At 65.8% G+C, this 17931-nt stretch carries 16 protein-coding genes; 5 read left to right on the forward strand and 11 right to left on the reverse strand.

What is annotated here, in order from left to right; all coding sequences use genetic code 11:
- Position 1: 1 nt before the first annotated feature.
- The 7 genes from FJV43_RS05235 to FJV43_RS05265 form a co-directional block, all read right to left on the reverse strand.
- Entirely contained in the window at positions 2-1636 is a 1635-nt protein-coding gene (locus FJV43_RS05235; protein WP_239629319.1) for a hypothetical protein, read from the reverse strand.
- Between the two features lie 10 nt (positions 1637-1646).
- Positions 1647-2432, reverse strand: a complete 786-nt coding sequence (locus tag FJV43_RS05240) for a hypothetical protein (protein WP_239625132.1) — start codon at positions 2430-2432, stop codon at positions 1647-1649.
- 71 nt (positions 2433-2503) lie between these two features.
- Complete coding sequence (locus FJV43_RS05245) at positions 2504-4387, reverse strand: flagellar protein (protein WP_239625134.1); 1884 nt, start codon at positions 4385-4387, stop codon at positions 2504-2506.
- Positions 4388-4408: 21 nt separating this feature from the next.
- Positions 4409-6292, reverse strand: coding sequence for a flagellar hook-associated protein FlgK (gene flgK / locus FJV43_RS05250; RefSeq protein WP_239625135.1), 1884 nt, complete (start codon positions 6290-6292; stop codon positions 4409-4411).
- Positions 6293-6327: 35 nt separating this feature from the next.
- Positions 6328-8580 carry a flagellar hook-basal body complex protein gene (locus tag FJV43_RS05255; RefSeq protein WP_239625137.1) on the reverse strand — a complete coding sequence of 751 codons (2253 nt, stop codon included), beginning with the start codon at positions 8578-8580 and terminating at the stop codon, positions 6328-6330.
- A gap of 291 nt (positions 8581-8871) precedes the next feature.
- Positions 8872-9384, reverse strand: a complete 513-nt coding sequence (msrB, locus tag FJV43_RS05260; protein ID WP_239625139.1) for a peptide-methionine (R)-S-oxide reductase MsrB — start codon at positions 9382-9384, stop codon at positions 8872-8874.
- Between the two features lie 88 nt (positions 9385-9472).
- On the reverse strand, positions 9473-10951 hold the full coding sequence (locus FJV43_RS05265; RefSeq protein WP_239625141.1) for an FAD-binding oxidoreductase: 1479 nt from the start codon (positions 10949-10951) through the stop codon (positions 9473-9475).
- Positions 10952-11172: 221 nt separating this feature from the next.
- Here FJV43_RS05265 and FJV43_RS05270 point away from each other — a divergent pair, with 221 nt between their 5' ends.
- The 3 genes from FJV43_RS05270 (at position 11173) to FJV43_RS05280 (ending at position 13399) form a co-directional block, all read left to right on the forward strand.
- Positions 11173-11709 carry a histidine phosphatase family protein gene (locus FJV43_RS05270; RefSeq protein ID WP_239625143.1) on the forward strand — a complete coding sequence of 179 codons (537 nt, stop codon included), beginning with the start codon at positions 11173-11175 and terminating at the stop codon, positions 11707-11709.
- A gap of 50 nt (positions 11710-11759) precedes the next feature.
- On the forward strand, positions 11760-12185 hold the full coding sequence (locus tag FJV43_RS05275; protein WP_239625145.1) for a universal stress protein: 426 nt from the start codon (positions 11760-11762) through the stop codon (positions 12183-12185).
- A gap of 209 nt (positions 12186-12394) precedes the next feature.
- Positions 12395-13399, forward strand: a complete 1005-nt coding sequence (locus tag FJV43_RS05280; RefSeq protein ID WP_239625146.1) for an alpha/beta hydrolase — start codon at positions 12395-12397, stop codon at positions 13397-13399.
- Positions 13400-13653: 254 nt separating this feature from the next.
- Here FJV43_RS05280 and FJV43_RS05285 read toward each other — a convergent pair whose 3' ends face one another.
- Positions 13654-13890 (reverse strand): DUF1127 domain-containing protein, encoded by a 237-nt coding sequence (locus FJV43_RS05285; RefSeq protein ID WP_239625148.1) that lies wholly within the window; start codon positions 13888-13890, stop codon positions 13654-13656.
- A 185-nt stretch (positions 13891-14075) separates the two neighbouring features.
- Between FJV43_RS05285 and FJV43_RS05290 the strand changes: the two genes are divergently transcribed.
- Positions 14076-15419, forward strand: coding sequence for a PLP-dependent aminotransferase family protein (locus FJV43_RS05290; RefSeq protein ID WP_239625150.1), 1344 nt, complete (start codon positions 14076-14078; stop codon positions 15417-15419).
- Position 15420: 1 nt separating this feature from the next.
- Here FJV43_RS05290 and FJV43_RS05295 read toward each other — a convergent pair whose 3' ends face one another.
- Complete coding sequence (locus FJV43_RS05295; RefSeq protein WP_239625152.1) at positions 15421-16020, reverse strand: YdcF family protein; 600 nt, start codon at positions 16018-16020, stop codon at positions 15421-15423.
- 80 nt (positions 16021-16100) lie between these two features.
- The gene (locus tag FJV43_RS05300; protein ID WP_239629321.1) at positions 16101-16688 is read right to left on the reverse strand and encodes a hypothetical protein; all 588 of its coding nucleotides are present in this window, start codon (positions 16686-16688) and stop codon (positions 16101-16103) included.
- Positions 16689-16747: 59 nt separating this feature from the next.
- Between FJV43_RS05300 and FJV43_RS05305 the strand changes: the two genes are divergently transcribed.
- Positions 16748-17182, forward strand: a complete 435-nt coding sequence (locus FJV43_RS05305; RefSeq protein ID WP_239625154.1) for a hypothetical protein — start codon at positions 16748-16750, stop codon at positions 17180-17182.
- Between the two features lie 106 nt (positions 17183-17288).
- Here the strand turns inward: FJV43_RS05305 and FJV43_RS05310 are convergent, their stop codons facing one another.
- Entirely contained in the window at positions 17289-17795 is a 507-nt protein-coding gene (locus tag FJV43_RS05310; protein WP_028177413.1) for a ferritin-like domain-containing protein, read from the reverse strand.
- Between the last annotated feature and the right edge of the window lie 136 nt (positions 17796-17931).

Genomic DNA, 17931 nt, shown 5'->3' on the forward strand with positions numbered 1-17931 from the left:
TTCACACCTCGAACTCGGACTTGACCGGCACGGTCGCGGCTGCACCACGGTCGAGCAGCAGCTCGATCTTCACCAGGACATGGGCGATGCGGTCGAGAACGTGCTGCACATTGCGTCGCGCCTTCGCCGTATCCTGCGACCAGGCTTCCGTCACGAGCCGTGCGCCGACGCAGAGGCGCAGCACGGCCTGCGGCGTCTCGTCCTGCCGCTCCAGCCGGACCGGCTGGCCGACCAGGCAGCGCTGCGCGGCGATCTCTCGGTCCGCCGTGCTGCCGCTGATCTCTTCGCTCATGTCACGCGCCAGCGCACGGTGAACGGCCCAGGTCTCGGCGATCGAGACCGGCTTGCCGTCGCGCAGCAGCGTGAACGGAAAGATCGTTGCTTGCGCGAACTCCTCGTCGTCCGCGTCGGCCGTGTTGATCGCGGTTGGAGTTGGAACAGAGCGAAGCGACGGCGACAGCGCGATCATGCTGTCGACGCCGGCGGCGAGCTCGGCGAGCATCTCGGCGCGGGAAACCGCGGGCACGGCGTAATAGCTGCCGATCTCGGCCAGCGCCGCCTCCCAGCGCAGCCATTGACCGAAATTCGGGCGGCGCTCGAAGCGCGAACGCAGCGCCGTCCAGGCCACTGGCCAATCGCAACGGCCGGCGTAGTCGAAAATACCAGGTGCGATCCCCTCACCCCGGTCGAGCGAGCGCGAAAGGCCCTTCGGCACCAGCAGCGCACCGCTGAAGGCAGGTCCGCCGAAGAACTTCGAGCCGGTGATCAGCACCATATAGCCGCGGTCGAGATAGGAGCGCAGCCGGCGGCGGCCGAGCCGGGCCTGGCAGGCATCGACGACGATTTGGACCTCGCGCGGCCAGCGCCGCGCGATCTCGTCGAGGCAGGCCGCGCTCGGCGCACGCCATCCGAGCTTCGAGGAATCCATGATCTGGAGCAGCACGGGCGCGCCTTGCGCGATCGCAGCCTCGACCGCATGCAGCACCGCGGCATCGGCGTCCGCGCGCATCGCGATCCCGGGTGCGGCCTCGCGCAGTCGCAACGCAAGGCTGGCGCCGGCGAGCCCGGCAACCGCTCCGTCCTTGCGAACCGCAACGCCGCTCGCCGTCATGGAGCTGAAATGGTGTCCGCGGGCAGTATGGATCGTCCCGCTTCCGGTCTGGTCGGCGCCGACCACGATCGTCACCGGTCGCACGCCGAGGATCGTCCGCGCCAGGAACAGGGCATGGAGCTGGGAGTCCGTGCCGGACGGCGAGAACACCACGTCGACGCGCGGCGAAAGCTGGAGATGGCGGCGCAGCTCGTCGCGCATGTCCTCGCAACGCGAGTCGAAAGCGACCTCGACCTCGTCGAACAGACACTTGTGCATCAGCTCTTCGCGCGCCAGCACGGCACGGTCATAGGCCGCCTGCGAGATCGTCGATGCGGTCGAGGAGGCGAAATTCCAGATGTCCGGCTCCGGCGAGGCCGCGCATCCATAGACGTTGACGCGGTCCTCGGGATCGAGCGCGAGCCGCGGATCTCCGCCGGAGACGAGCAGCGTGTCGAGCGGCGTGAAGAGATCGCGCAGGCGATAGCGCGAACCGCCGTCAGCCGTGCGTTCCGGTTCTGACGAACGGGATGCGCCGCCGCTCATCCCGGCAGCCTCACGCTGCGGCATCGGCCGCCGCCGCGGGCGCCGGCGCGAATTGCGAGGCGATGTCGCCGCGGAACACCGACGGCCCGACGTGATCGAGCGAGCTCTGGATGTCGGCCCAGATCTCGCCGCCGATATCGGTCCAGCGCTTGCAGAAGGCGAAATCCTCGGAAAGATACGTGCCGGTCACCGGGTCGATCATGCATTCGAACAGCGCGAACCGGTTCTGGCTCGCCGTCAGCGTATCGTGCGAATGCTCGCGGAAGAATTGCAGGTTGGCATAGTCGGGGTGGCGGCACATCGCCTCCAGCACGTGGCGCCGGATCATCAGGAAGCCGGTGCCGGCGTAGCGCACGCGGGTGAAGCCGTTGACCACGACGATGCGGTCGGGATCCTCGATCTCGAGCACATAGTCGAGCGAGGCCGCCGGCACGTCGGTGCGGCCGGCCTCGATCGCGCGCTTCGCCTTGTCCCAGTTGACCCGCTTGACCGGATAGCAGCCGGCGACGACGTCCGCGCCGCATTCGATCAACCGGAACACCTGCTCCGGCTTGAACCCGATATCGGCATCGATGAACAGGAAATGCGTCGCCTTGGGGTCGTCCAGAAACAGCGCGACCAAATTGGCCCGCGCGCGGGTGATCAGGGCGTCGCCGTCGCGCAGGTGTACCTTGAGCTCGAGATTGGACATGCCGTGCACGGCGCGCTGCAGCGCGAAGATCGAGCTCGCATAGATGCTCGACACCTGCCCGCCGAAGCAAGGCGTTGCCACCACCAGCTGCATCCTGTCCGACATCGACCGCCCCGCCCCGCTCCAATCCTCACCAAGAGGTAAACAGGCATGGTTAACGGCGCCTTAACGCCCCCTTACAGGAACTTGACGAGCGACAGCTGGGCGAGGTTCGAGGTCACCTGGTAGGACGCCTGGAGGGCGTTCTGGAGTGCCAGGAGCTCGCTCGCGACCTGGTCCGGCGAGGCCGATTCCGCCTGGTCGATGATGCCCTGGAGCTGCGCCTTGGCCTGGGTCTGGCGCGTGGTCGCGTCCTTCATCGTGTTCTGGGCCATCGCGATGTCGGTCTGGATGTCCTCGATGCGCTGCTGGCCGGGCTGCTGCGTCAGCGCCTGTGTCACCCGCAGGCTCAGCGCCGACACCTGCCCGCCCGAGTACTGGCCGGTCGGCGAGGTCGAGAAGGTCCCGAACACCGCGATCGCCTGCAACTGCCGGCGGATTGCGTCCTCGTTCGCCTGGGCGCCATATTGCACCGTGACGGCATCGTCGACCCGGGCCGTCGCCGTGGAGCGTGGCGACCCCGGCCCGTCATTGCCCAGATACCACTTCACGGTGGTGGCCGAGCCGTTCACCAGCGTCGTCGCCGAACTCGCGGGCGAGGAGCCGACGCGCAGCGGCGGTTGCGTGGCGGTCACGGGCGTCGCGCCGAAGCCGAGCGAGCCCAGCGCCCCCGTATTCGAGCTCGTGATGTTGAGGCTCGCCGCGTCGTCGGTGTTGATCGTGATCGAACCGCCATGGACCGTCGACGGCTTCGACGTCCCCGTGATCTGGTCGATCTTGCTCAGCAGGGTCTGGATGCTGTCGGTAACGTTGAGCTGGTCGCCGGTCGCGCCCGAGCTGACGAAGGTCAGCGTGGTGCCGTTGACGGTGATGGTGTCGCCGGCGACGAAGCCCGGCGAGATCGAGTCCGAGGGGCTCGCGCCGGACAGCGCCGTCGCGCCGGTGACGGGGGCCGGCGGTGCCGCCTGGCTGTTGACCGGCGTGCCGATCGCGGAGCTCGCGGTGTTGAAGAAGTTGTCGCCGGCGACGACCGCGGATGCCGCCACCAGCGAGGTGTTGGCGAGCTTGGTGATCGCGGTGTTCAGCGCGGTGTTGAGGTTGGTCGCGGTGTTGTTCGGATTGACGGGAGTGCTCGCATCGATGGCGAAGCTGCCGAGCGGCGTCGGCGTCGCCGTCGAGGCGGTCAGGTCGATCTGCTCGGTGGTGCCGTCCGGCAGGGTGAACTGAATGCTGAGCTTGTCGCCGTTGTTCGGGTTGACGCCGTTGAGATCGACCGAGAACGACACCGGCGAGCCGCTCGGGCCGGTGACGGTCGCGCCCGTCAGCGTCGAGGACACCGCCTTGATCTTGAGCCCGAACGGCGACCCGGCGACGTCCTCCGACACCTGCACGGAGCTCGGCGTCGGCTGCGTCTGCACCAGCCGCCCCATGCCGTTGGCGCCGAGATCGGCGGCCTGGCGCTCCGCCATGACGGTCTTGAAGCCGGCCTGCGTCGTGGTGCCGTTGATGATGTCGCCGGCATCCGCAACCGACTGCGTGTTGACGGCCGTCCCGGAGAACAGATAGCGGCTGCCCGTCTGCGTGTTGAGGACGCCGACCATCGAGCCGAATTGCGCCGCGGCAGTGTTCTGCGCGATCGTCTGGCCGTTGACGTTGAGGTCCTGCGCGGTGTTGGCCGAGCCCGTCTGCACCGTGTTGCGGATCTTCGTCAGCGACTGCAGCGCGGTATTGGCGAGGTTGATGCTGACGTTGACGTTGGTGATCGTGTCGGTATAGCCGGCGATGTTGGAGAGCTGCGCGCGCCCGGCGATCGCAAAGCCCTCGTTGGTGCCCATGCCGGAATAGTTCTGCGACAGCTTGCCGGTCGAAAGCTGGGTCGACAGGTCGGTGAGCTGCTGATTGATGTTGCGGATCTGTGCGCCGAGAATCGACGAAGAGTAATTGATGCTGCTGATCGACATCTTTCAGAGCCCTGTTACTTGTTACACTTGAGCCTGGAGCAACGTGTTCATCATGCTCTGCACCACCGACATGACGTGGGCGTTGGCGGCATAGGCATTCTGAAGCTGAATAAGGTTCGACATCTCCGAGTCCAGGTTGACGCTGGAGGTCGAGTTGAACTTGGCCTGGAGCGTCGAGACCACGACGCTCTGGCCCTGCTGGAGCTGGGTCGCCTGGGTGGCAGCGTTGGCCTGGACGCTCAGGAACTGCTGGAGGTAGTTCGAGACGCTGCCGGTGAAGGGCTGGTTCGCCGAGCCGAGGCCGGTCTGCGGCGAATAGGAGAACACCGCATTGGTGAGCTGCGAATAGAGATAGTCCGAACGCGTGGTGTCGCCTGCGGGCGTCACCGGCGAGGTGTTGTAGACCGACAGCCGGCTCGGATCGGAAACCAGCTGCGTGTTCACGGCGATGCGCCCGGCAAAGCCGGTCATCTGCGAGCCGGACGCCGTGATCGCGCCGGTGTAGAGCGCCTGGCCGCCGTCGGTGAACAGCGGCAGCTGCGGATTGCCCGAGGTCAGCGACGTGATCGTCTTCGTGGTCGACGCCGAGTTCACCTTGGCGAGGCCGGTGTTGTCGTCGGTCACCCGCAGCGTCGTGGCGGTCGCCGGCGCAGGGGCGGCGGAGAACGACAGATGCGTGCCCGACAGCGCGGTGTTGAGCGCGGAGGCGATCGCTCCCATGCCGCCGGAGAAGTTGACGCCGATCCGCATCGGATTGGCGTTCGTCGCGTTCTGAAGCGGCAGCGCGGCCGGATCGGTCACGTTGACCAGCGTGATCTGGCGCTGGGTGTTGGTGGCCGTGTCCGTGTAGGTGATGTTGACGGTGTTGCCCGGCGCCGCGCCGGCAAGGTCGAGATCGAACCCGGCCGGCGGGCCGGTGACCGTGCTTCCGGCCGCGGTCTTGTCGGACAGCGCGCTCGCCATCGTGGCGGCGAGCTGGTCGATCTGGTCCTGCGCCTGGACCAGGGTCTGGTCGCGCAGCTTCAGGTCGGCCGCGATCTGGCCGGACGACACCACGTTGTTGGCGACGACGTCGACCTGGGAGCCGTTCGGCAGCTTGATGTTGAACGCACCGACGCCGGACTTGGCCGGGTCGATATTGTAAAGCGAGGTCGCCGAAAGCGCACCGGCGGAGGCAAAGGAGAATTCCGAGGCCAGCCCGGCGCCGACGAGCTGAATACCGGTCGTGGTGTAGATGTTGGTCTGGTTCGAACCGTCGGTGGTGACGCGAACGTCGACATATTTCGACAGCGTGTTGATGGCCTGGTCACGCTGGTCCATCAGCGTGGCGGCCGAGGGATCGTTGACCGACAGGCCCTGGAGCTTGGTGTTGATGTCGGCGATCTGCTGCATCGCCGCGTTGGCGGCTCGCGCCGAGTTGCCGAGATCCTGCTCGACGTTGGAGCGCAGCGACTGGATGCCGTTGGTGGTGATGTTGAGCTGCTGCGCCAGCGCCTGCGCCGCGCCGAGCGCGACGGTCTGCGCCGACGACGCCCCCGAACTGGTCGAGAGCGCCTGAAGCGCCGTGGTGAACTTGTTCAGCGCGGCTTCGAGCGTGCCGCTGTTGCCGGGCGTGCCATAGACATTCTGAAGCTGCTTCAGGATGTTGGCCATCTGGTCGGCGTAACCGCTGCCGCCGGTCTCGGTCCGCAGCTGGTTCAGCACGTAGCTGTCGAGTTCGCGGGTAACGCCGGTGGTCATCACCGACGAGCCGAAGTCGCCGGTGGTGACCTCGATCTGGTTCGGCGTCTGGACGACGTAACCCGGCGTCTGCGAATTCGCGACGTTCGATGAGACGATCGAGAGCGCGGCCTGATTTGCACGCAGACCGCTCATCGCGCTGGCGAGGGCTGAACTCAAACCCATGTCACTGACCCGCCTTTGGTTACGTTACGCGCCGATCAGCGCAATACGTTCAAGAGATCCTGCACCATCGAATTCGCGGTCGTGATCACCTTGGTGTTGGCCGAATAGGCCTGCTGGGTCACGATCAGCTTGGTGAATTCGTCGGCGATGTCGGTGTTGGATCCCTCCAGCGACGAGCCGCTGATGGTGCCCGAGGCGCCGTCGATGGCGTCTCCCGACTGTTCAGTCGCAGCGTAGGCGCCGCCATCGAGCGCCTTCAGATAGTTGGTGCCGTTGAAATGCGACAGCTGCACCTGAGCGAGGTTGAGGTTCTGGCCGTTCGAGAAGGTGCCGACCACGACGCCATTGTTGTTGACGGCAACCGAGCGGAGCTGACCGGCGGCATAGCCGTTCTGCGTGATGGTGTTGATGGTCACCGCGCCGCTCGTGCTGGCATATTGCGTCAGCCCGCCCGAGGAGATGTTGAAGGCGACCGAGCCGAGCGACTGACCGCTGACGGTGACGTTGTTGATGGTGATGCCCGAGCCGCTCGGCGAGGTCAGCGAGCCGTCGGCGGCAAAGGTGAAGGTCTGGCCGGTGTTGACCCAGCCGACCGTGGTGCCGGTCGCGTTCGGGTCGGTCTGGTAGAACAGGTTCCAGCTATCCGAATGGCCCGCGCCCAGCGAGGCACTGTCGGTCTTGGCCCAGCGCAATTGCAGGTTCACCGGCGTGCCGGCGGCGTTGTAGGCGGTCACCGCGCCGCCGCTGATCGATTCCTTGGTGAAGGTCGCGATGTCGTTGCCGATCACGCCGCCGGTGCCGGCGGTGCCGCCACCATCGCGATTCTTGGTGATGGTCGAGGTGAAGCCGAGCGCGGAGAAGGCAGCGCTGTTGGAGCTCGACACCGAGAGGTTGGAGACAGTGCCGGTGTTCAGCGTGATCACGCCGCCGCTGCTGACCGACGACCCCGAGGCGCCGGAGAGCGCGTCGATCTTGCCGAGCAGGGTCGTGATGTTGTCGGTGATGTTGATCTGGTTCGGTCCCGAGGCGCCCGAGTTCATGAAGGTCAGCGTCTGACCGTTGACCGTGATGGTATCGCCGGCGGAAAAGCCGGACGAGAGCACCTGGGCGCCGCCGGCAGTCGCAGTGCCGCTCAGCACGGTCGCGCCCGAGATCGCGGGCGAGGACAGCACATTGCCGCCGCGCGTCACGCTGCTGATGCCGAGGGCGGTGGCTGCCGTGCCGCTGCCCACCGCCACGTCGGTGCCGGTGCCGGTCGAGATCTGGATATTGCCGCTGACGGAGAGCGAAGCGGTGACGCCGGCGCCGCCGGCAGTCTGAATTGCATTCAGGATGTCGGCCACGGTCGCCGTCGTGCCCGCACCGAGGCCAATCGTCGTATTGCTGCCGACGGTCGAGACCGTGGTGCTGCCGTCGAACGTGACGGTGTTGCCGTTGATGGTCAGCGTCTGGCCGCTCAACGCGGTGAGAATGCTGGAGGCGAGATGCGTGCCGGCGGCGTTGTCAAGGGACGTGGTTGTCGAGGCGACCGCCGACGAATTGTTCTGGAGCGCAACCGTGCCCGTCGCCGTCGTCGACGAATAGGCCGAGCGGATGTTGCCGGTTGCTGCCGCCCCTGACACCGTTGCGTTGGCATAGGGCGCCGGCGGCGTGCCGACCGGCAGCGGGTTGGCGGCGAAATCGGACGGATTGAGCCCGCCGGCCGCCAGCAGCGTGCCGGTCGAGGCAGTCGTTTTCGCCACGGTGTTCGGCTGGGTCGGTAGGTTCGCAGCGTACTGGATCGAGGTGGTCGCCTGCGCCGGAATGAAGTTGTTCTGGAATTGCAGGACGTTCGCCACGCTGCCGGTCGGGTTGCCGGTCTTCGGGTCGACCGTGACGCCCATCAGGTAATAGCCGGCGCCGTTGACCAGGTTGCCGTTGGCGTTGAGCTGGAAGTCGCCACGCCTTGTGTAGTAGGTCACCCCGGTGAACACGGGGACGTTGTCGACGACGCCGCTCGCCTTCTGGATCGAGAAGAAGCCGTCGCCGGTGATCGCCATGTTGGTGGCGACGGTGGAGCCCGAGATCGTGCCCTGCGTGGTGATGGTGGCCTTCGCATTGGCCGTAACGCCGCCCGCGACCTGCTTGCTCGGAACCGAGGAGTCGGGAATGAGATCGACGAAGCTGGTGCCGATGCCCTTGTAACCGGTGGTGGATGAGTTCGCGATGTTGCCGGAAATATTCTGCAGCGCATAGGACTGCGCCTGCAGGCCACCCACCGAGGTGTTCATTGCATCGAAGATACCCATAACTTTGTCTCCAAATCCGATCCCGGCGGCCGGTCGACCATGGCCGCAGTCGGGAGAGACGTCGCAAGGCCTATGCCAATGCAGGGATCTTCAGGAAATCAATGGCTTAAACAAAAAGGCCCCGGTCGGACGACCGGGGCACAATTGCCGGGCCGGCAACAATTGCCGGGGCGAGTGTCGTTCCGGAGCGATGCGTCAGCATCGAATCCGGAACCTCGAGATTCCCCGGTGCGCAATTGCGCACCGGGGGTTCGGTCCTGCGGACCGCTCCGGAACGACGACGAGAAAGACCTACGTCGCCGACGCCGCCGCGGGGTGGAAGACCAGCCCGAAACCGTCGATGCAATAGCGCAAGCCGGTCGGCTTCGGACCGTCGTCGAAGACGTGGCCGAGATGGCCGCCGCAGCGGCGGCAATGCACCTCGGTGCGGACCATGCCGTAGGTGCGGTCCTCGGTCTTGCCGACATTGCCCTCGATCGGCTGGTAGAAGCTCGGCCATCCCGTGCCGCTCTCGAACTTGGTCTCGGACGTAAACAGCGGCAGGTCACAGCCGGCGCAGGCGAAAATGCCCTTGCGGTGCTCCTTCAGCAGCGGGCTGGAGCCGGGCCGCTCGGTGCCGTGATTGCGCAGGATCTCATATTGCTGCGGCGTGAGCTGGGCACGCCATTCGGCCTCCGTCTTCACAATCTCGAACTTTTCCGCGGCCTTCTCGCCGGCCTCGGCGGGGGATGCTCTCAGCCAGCGGAAGGCCGAAAGGCCAAACAGGCCGGCGACAGTCGTCAACAGGATGCGGCGGTCAACCATCTCATTCTCCGTGCGCGGGGAGTCCACGCCATGAGATACGGGCTCTAACGGCCGATGTTACACTTCCGGGCGGGATTTTTCTTGGACCTTATCGCGAGATGCCGGCGTCGTGAGAGGCCGGTTCCCTGCCCTGTTCAACCTGTTCTACGTCTTGGGCCGCAGGTCTCGGCGGCGGGGCCGGCCGCGGGCGAACGCCAGGCGGGGGACGGCGCGGGCCGGTGCCGGCGGCCCGGTTGGCTTTGGCGAGGCGGGCCTCGCGTTCCCTGTCCTTGACCCTGGCACGTTCGCGATAGCGGGCGAGCGAGCCTGCCGCGGCGGAACTCGCCCTGCTCCAGATCCCGACCAGCTGGCCCGCGACGCGTCCCGTGGCGCCGCCCGCCCAGACCAGCTCGAACGGCGAGAACAGCCGCCAGCGCTCATCGCCCCACAGAATGCTGCGCGCGATCATCTGTCCGGCCATGGCGGAGGTGTTCATGCCCTGGCGGCCGAACCCGCTCGCCACCCACAGGCCTTTGCGCAACTGGCCGATCTGCGGCATGCCGTGCACGGTCTGGCCGGTGGCGCCGCCGAACATGTCGGCGATCTCGACATTGCCGAGCTCGGGAAAAATCGTGCGGATCCGCCGCCTGACGGCGCCCGCGAAGCGCTGCGGACGCGCCGCCCAGGTGGTCTCCGGGCTCTCCCACATCAGCCGGTCGCCGTCGACAATCCGGAAATGGTCGACGCCGTCGGAATCCATCACCGATCCCTTGACGGCGATGATCTCATGAAGGCGCTCGCCGAGCGGCGCGGTGACGCCGGCATAGCGCCAGACCGGCAGCAGCGTCTCCGAAAGGCGCTTCAGGGGCGCGCCGAGATGAATGTTGCCGGCGAGCACGATGTGGGTCGCGCGCAGCCGCGCCGAGGGCGTGACGATGCGCTTGCGGATGCCGGAATGATCGATGCTGACGACCGGCGTGTCCTCGAAGATGCGGGCGCCTGCCCGCCGTGCCAGCGCCGCAAGGCCGTGCACATATTTCCGGCCGTCGACCTGGAACGCCCTGGGATAATACACGCCGTGGAAGTAGCGATCGGTCTTGAGCAGCCCGCGGACGTGATCGGCCTGCCAGCCCTCGACCTCGGTATCGAAATCCCCGTTCAGCATCTGCAACCGGCTGATCAGCCGGTCGCCGGTATCGACGTTGGAGACCTCGAGCACACCGTCGCTGAGGCCGATTCCCGGCATGTTCTCTTCCGTGGCGTTGGCCCGGACGAACTCGGCGCCTTCCTTCGACAGGGCCCACAACTCGCGCGCGTCCTCGAAGCCGATGCGCTCGATCAGGTCCGCGAGCGGCAGCGCGAAGCCAGGCATCACGGTGCCGAGCTGGTTGCCGGAGGCGTTCCAACCGACATGACGGCCCTCGAGCACCGCGACGCTGGCCCCGAGCCGGGCCGCCTCCAGCGCGATGGAAAGGCCGGCAAGCCCCGCGCCGATGACGCAGATGTCGGCATCGAGATCGAACGTCAACCGCACGCGGTCGCGCAAGCCGGCTTCTTCCTGGGACACGCTTGTGAAAGTCTCGCTCATGTCGTTTTCTTAGAGCATGATCCGAAGAAGTGTGCAGCGGTTTTCCCTCGCGACGAACGCAAAATGCGTTTGCGCGGAGATCATGCTCAAAACAATAACTCTAAGGCGCGATGGCGATTCGTCCCAATCTCACCGCGCTTTTGGACCTGTCCGGCGCTTGTCACCTTGTTCTCGACCCGCGCCCGTAGATTATTCTGGACACACAACGATTCGAGAATGCCATGCGCCGTTTGATGCTGCTGCGTCACGCCAAGACCGAGACCGACGCGCCGAGCGGCCGTGACCAGGACCGCCGGCTCGACGAGCGCGGCCACAAGGATGCTGCGCGGATGGGCGACTGGATCGCCACCCATCCCCCCTTCCCCGATACCGTGCTGGTGTCGCATGCCGTGCGGGCCCGGCAGACCTGGGACATCGCCTGGGAGGCGATGAAGGACCGCGTCCCCGTGCCGCAGGTCGAGGTCTTGCCGGAACTCTACGGCGCCGATTCCGCGGAAATCCTGGAAGCCATTCGCACTGCAACCGCCCCGGCCGACCCAAAGCAGTTGCTGCTGATCGGCCACAACCCCGGCATGCACGAGGCCGCCCTGATGCTGATAGGCGGCGGCGACCCGGCCGGCGCCAAGGCGCTCAGCGACAACCTGCCCACCGCGGGGCTTGCGATCTTCGACTTTGACGTCAAGGATTGGGGTGACGTGGCTTACCGCCGCGGCAAGCTGGTGCTGTTCGTCAGCCCCAGGCTGCTTCGATCGGGATGATCGCGCAACCTGCCGGCAAGACGTGCTGACCGAAAGATTTGGAGGCGCAGATGTTCAAGTCCATCCTCGTGCCCATCGACCTCGCCGACACCGATCTCGCCAAGCCGGCGATCGCAACCGCGGCGACGCTGTCCCAGACCTGGAGCGGCACGGTGCGCCTGCTCAACGTGCTGCCGATGACGCCGGTGATGCTGGCCGAATACGTCCCGGCCGATTTCGACGAGCAGCAGCGTCAGACCTCGGAGGAGGCCCTCGCCATCGTCGCGCGCGAGTCCGGCATCGAACCGGGCCGCATCTCCAGCATCGTGCGCCAGGGCGGCATCTACCACGAAATCCTGGAGGAAGCCGCGAATATGAAGGCCGACCTGATCGTGATGACCTCGCACCGGCCGGCGATGCGCACCTATTTCCTCGGCTCCAACGCCGGGCACGTCGTGCGCTACGCCAAATGCTCGGTTCTGGTGGTGAGGCACTAGCGCGGACAGGACGCAGCTACAGGCTGACCGCCGGGAACCGCAGCAACAGCTCACGCTGTCGACCGACAAACGAAGTTGCTGCGGAGAAATGGAATCGTGAGGTTGCGGGGTTCGTAAAGGAACGAACGCAGCTCGCCCTCGTTTAGATCAGCTGCAACATTTCTCATTCTGCTGTGAGGCATCGTGCAGACCCGCTCGAGGTGCTGCCAATGACCTTTCTGCAAACTCGTTTCCCCGTGCTTCTGTCCGGCTGCCTGAACGCCTTCAGGCGGTATCCCGCACTCACCGCCATTGCTGGTGCAGTAACGGTCATGGCGGGGGCGGCTCTCGTCAATCGGCAGCTTGCCAGGAAGGCGCAACGCGATAATCCCCCGCAGGGACGGTTCATCGAGGTCAACGGCGTACGTCTGCACTATGTGGAGCGCGGCAAGGGTCGACCGCTGGTTCTCTTTCACGGCAACGGCAGCATGATCCAGGATTTCGAGTCGAGCGGCTTGATCGATCTGGCAGAGGAGAGCTACCGCGTCATCGTGTTCGATCGCCCCGGATTCGGACATAGCTTGCGACCCCGCAATGCCGTTTGGACCCCCGAGGCGCAAGCGGATCTGTTCAAGGAGGCACTCGCTCATCTGGGCGTCCAGCGGGCGATTGTGCTGGGGCATTCGTGGGGAGCGTCGGTCGCAGTGGCGCTGGCGATCAGGCATCCCTCGCTCGTCGAAGCTTTGGTGCTGGCGTCGGGATACTATTTCCCAACCGCCCGCACCGACGCCGCGGCCTCTTTCCCATCTGCAATACCCGGGCTCGGAGATGTCATCAGTCACACCGTCTCCCCGATCTTCGGGCGGCTGATGTGGCCTGTGATGTTGCGTAAATTATTCGGCCCGCGCGAAGTCCCCGAGAAGTTCGCCGATTTTCCCAAGGAAATGGCCGTGCGGCCAGCACAGATGCACGCCAGTGCTGCGGAAGCGGCCTTGATGGTCCCTGCGGCCTTTGTAGCTGCGAAGACCTACAGCGAACTCAAGATGCCCACGATCATCATCGGGGGTGAGGACGACCGTCTGATCGACATCGACAAGCAATCAGTCAGGCTCCATGGGGAGATCAAGCAGAGCAAATTGCATCGGATCGCCGGAGTGGGTCACATGATCCATCAATCTGCGACACCCGACCTGATGGCGGCCATCGACGAAGCCGCTGCCGCGACACTGCATTAGCCGGCAACGTCCAAAGGACATTCGAGATACAAGCGAACCGGGCCGCGCTTCGCGCGGACCCGTTGGCTCGCAAGGACGATGCGGAGACAGTTGCGCGCCGAAGCCCCGCTCTCGTGCCCCGGGCGCTGCGCAGCACGAAGTGATGCGCTGCAGAACCGGGACCAAGATCTCAACGAACTCCGTTACCTTCTAGATCCGGGCCTGCGCAGCAGCGTAAGAACGCTGCAGCGCGTCCGGCACACGACAGAGCAAGCTCACAAATACCGCGTCAACTCGGCCTTGAACTGCCCGTACACCGCATCCTCGATCTGGCTGCGCGTGATGCCGATGTCGCGCAACGCGCGGTCGTCGAGCTCGTTCAGCGTCTTGACGGCGGAGCGGCGCTCCAGGCGGTTGAACAGCGCAGAGGCGGCGTGGGCAAGCACACTGAAAAATCCGCCCGATGAGGATGGGCGTAAACTCGGCCCGGCAGTTTGCGAGATCGTGGTCATTTTTTCTTCTCCGGCGTGTCGTTCCGCGGCGAAGCCGATGCCGTTGGCGCGGGCGCTGTCAGCGCCTGCACCTCATTGCCGTCGGATTGCTCTCGCGCACGCTCGGCTCAATCGCGGATCTTGATGGAACTTAAATGCTCCGGTACACTTCTCGGAGCAAGCAAAACATTGCTCTCGGTGCAATAATGTCCAAGTTCGAGTACGTGAAGCTTGCCGATGCCATTGCGGCCGATATCACTAACGGCACGTTAAGGCCCGGCGACCGGCTGCCGCCGCAGCGCAATTTTGCCTATGACCGTGGCATCGCGGTCTCGACCGCGAGCCGGGTTTATACGGAATTGCTCCGCCGCGGCCTCGTGGTCGGCGAGGTCGGCCGCGGCACCTTCATCTCCGGCGACATCAGGCGCCAAGTCGAGACGACGCGCGAGCCGGCCGAGGCGCGCATCAATTTCGAGGTCAATTACCCGCTGCTGCCGCAGCAATGGGCGATGATCGCCAAGAGCCTTGCGGGGCTGGAGCGCGTCGACGCGCTGGAGTCCGCGCTGCGCGTTTCGACCAGCACCGGCACCAGGAGCGCGCGCAATGCGGCCGCCGCCTATCTCGCGCGCAAGGATTTTACGCCGCAGGCGGACCAGATCTTCTTCACCGCCAACGGCAAGCAATCGCTCGCGGCCGCGCTTGCGGCGCTCGTTCCAACCGGTGGCCGCTGCGGCGTCGAGGCGCTGACCTATCCATACGTCAAGAGCATCGCCGCGCGGCTAGGTGTGACGCTGGTCCCGATTCCGATGGACGAGCACGGCGCGCGGCCGGATGCGATCCAGAAGGCACATCGCGAGGCGCACCTGTCGGCGCTGTATCTCCAGCCCATCATCCAGAATCCGCTCGGCGTCACCATGAACGCGACGCGGCGCGCCGACATCATGCGCGTCGCCGAGAAGCTCGATCTTCCCATCATCGAGGACACCGTCTACGGCTTCCTCGCCGACGATACGCCGCTGGCCGCGCTCGGGCCGGACCGCTGCATCGTGATCGACAGCCTGTCCAAGAAGGTCGCGCCCGGCCTCGCGCTCGGCATCCTGGTCGCGCCGCCTCACTTGCGCGAAAGCGTCATGAGCGCGGTCCGCACCGGCGGCTGGATCGCCTCCGGCCACGCGCTGGCGGCCGGGCAGCGGCTGATGGCCGACGGCACCGTCGCCGAGCTGACGCGCCTGAAGCGCATCGACGCGGCGCGCCGCCAGCAGACCGCCGCGAGGCTCCTGGCCGGCTACCAGCTCGCCGCCGACGCACGCTCCTATCATCTCTGGCTGACACTGCCGCCGCACTGGCGTTCGCAGACCTTCGTCGCCGCGGCGGCAAGGCGCGGCATCGCGCTGACGCCGTCCTCGACCTTCGCGATCGCGCATGGTCATGCACCAAACGCGGTGCGGCTCGCCCTCGCCCCGCCGTCGCCCGAGCAGCTCGATTCCGGCCTGCGCACGATCGCCTCGCTGCTCGGCACCAAGGAAGAGGATTTCGACTCGACGGAGTAGCTCAGACCTCCGGCCAATCCGCGATGAAGCCCCTCGCCTTGTAAGGCTCGATCTTGTCCCATTCGTGCAGCATGCGGCGACGAAATTCGGCATCGGTATGCCAGAGCGCACGCGGCGTCGCGAAGCTGTCGACAGTGAGCAGCATCTTCTCGACCTCCGGCCAGTGCCGCTGCAGCGTCATCGGGTAACGCCGCGCGGTCCAGGTGTTGCCGAGGCAGATCACGCTGCGGATGTTCCGCAGTCCGAGCGCCGCGTCGATGACCGGCAGCGAGAAGATCACGTTCTCGCCCGTGTTCATCGCGCAATGCTCCTCGAGGATGACGTCCGCCGGAATGCCCGCCGCGATCATCGCCGTCTTGATGATCGTGCACTCGGATTGCTCCGAGCCCGGCGTTACACCGCCGCTGACAATCGACCAGCGGAACAGCCCCTCGCGCCAGAGCCTTGCGGCAGTGCCGGCGCGCAAGCCAACGTCTTCACGGGTGCCGAACATGAACAGCAGGTCGGCTGGCCGCAGCGGCGTGTCGGTCAGATGCGTGCGGTTGATTCTGGCGATCTCATCTGCCGTCGGCAGACGGGTGCTGCGGTCCATGACTGACATGAACGCAAGATGCGACGCCGGCGCCGCGACGCGAAGTCACGTTTGATTGCTGCCGATTGCACTCAAGGCAGCAGAGTCTTCTAAGGCAGCAGAGCCTTCGGCACGCGATCGAAACTGTAGCTCTGCGGCTGGTTGCGCCGCACGAAGCCGCCGACCTGCCAGGCGAACAGCGCCGCGAAGCCGAGGATGAACAGCGCACCGGCGAACTCGCCGATCAGAAGCGCGCGGATCAACAGCCCCGCCATCGCCACCGTCAGCACTGCCAGGAAAGCCAGCGCCGCCGCATAGGTGTTGCGGCCAAGGCCGGCGGTCAATTCTGCCCGGCTGCCGGCCTGCGCCATCCGCGCATGCAGCGCGAGAATGAAATCGCGGAAGCCGCTGTCCTGCGGCGCCATCAGCGCGGCGGTCTGCCAGCTCGTCGAGAGGATCGCGATGCGCCCGCCGCCGGTGCGGCTGACATCGGCACGGAAGCGGTGCTGCTGCATCGAGACCGGGCGGAACGACAGCCGGATCGCCGAGATCTCGTCGTAACGCCACAGGCCGGAGCGTCCGGCGATGTGCCAGGACAGCCCCTGCTCCGTCAGCTCGAAACGATGCGCCGACCCGATCAGCGAGGCCTTGTAGGCGTAGCTCGTGGCCGAACCGGCTTCAGCTCCCCGCATCTCGATCATTAACCCCGTTCGCGATCCGCTTGCGCGATCGCCCTCGCCCATCCTACAAGCGAGACATGGCTCAGACGATGTTTTTTCCGCGCCGCCTGATTCTCGGCGCCGCCGTGATCTCCGGCGTGCTGCTCGCGCTCGCGGTCCATATGCTGGGCGCGCGCTATGGTCTCGACCTCGGCGGCCTCTGGCGCTCCGACACGCATGAGTTCATGCCGGCTGGCGCGGCGATCGCATGGTGGCTGATCGCCACTGTCGGCTTCTCCGGCGGCTATTTCACGGCGAGCCTGATGCAGAGCGCCGTCTCCGGACAGATCCCGCATAGGATGCGGCAATTCCTGATCGCGGTCGGCGTGCTGCTGCTTGCGGGAGCGGGCCAGGCGGCCTCGGCGCCGAGCCCGATCCCGACCGTCTCGGGCGTGCTGGCCGGGCTCGCCGCGCTCTGCCTCGGTGCCGTGATGGCGTTTTGCGGCGCGCATTTCGCGTTGCGACGCGGCTGACTTGCTCTGCCGACCCACGCCGGCGCGCTCTAGCACCGAAGATACGCGTCAAAAAAGAAAGCGCCGCGCGTGGTCGCGCAGCGCTTTCCCGGCTGCACCGTGACCGCTAGCTCGCCGCGCGCAGATTCACCTTGCTCTCGGCGAGCGTCGTGAGCTTCTTGTCGGTCGCCTTCTCCTCCTCCAGCGTCTTGGCGAGGACGCTGGCGCAGTCGTTGCGGCCGAGCTGCTTGGCCCAGGCGATCAGGCTGCCATAGCGCACGATCTCGTAGTGTTCGGCGGCCTGCGCCGCGTTGATCAGCGCGGCGTCGAGCACGGCCTTGTCGGCGACTTCGCCGGCGGTCTCGTCGGCTTCCTCGATGATGCCGTCGATGGCCGGGCAGTCGACCGCCTTCACGGCGACGCCGTGCATCTTGAACACTTCCTCAAGTCGAGCGACGTGCTGCTTGGTTTCCTCGAGGTGCGTCAAAAAGCCCTGTTTCAGCTGCGGATCGGTGGCCTTGCTTGCCATCTTCGGCAGCGCCTTGGTGAGCTGCTGCTCGGCGTAATAGATGTCCTGAAGCTGATGCACGAACAGGTCGTTCATGGTTTTGATGTCTTTTGTGAACAGTCCCATCGTTCCGATCCTCTCGGGTTTTGGGGAACACGGAGGCGCCGGCTTGCACGAAAAGCCGCATATTCCGCCATGTTCGATTGCTGATGAAGCCCAACGAGAACGCGGCATCGACGTTCCAAAAAGGCCGAAGCCGCTT

The organism is Bradyrhizobium sp. I71, assembly GCF_022354745.1.
GTDB classification, from domain to species: Bacteria; Pseudomonadota; Alphaproteobacteria; order Rhizobiales; family Xanthobacteraceae; genus Bradyrhizobium; species Bradyrhizobium liaoningense.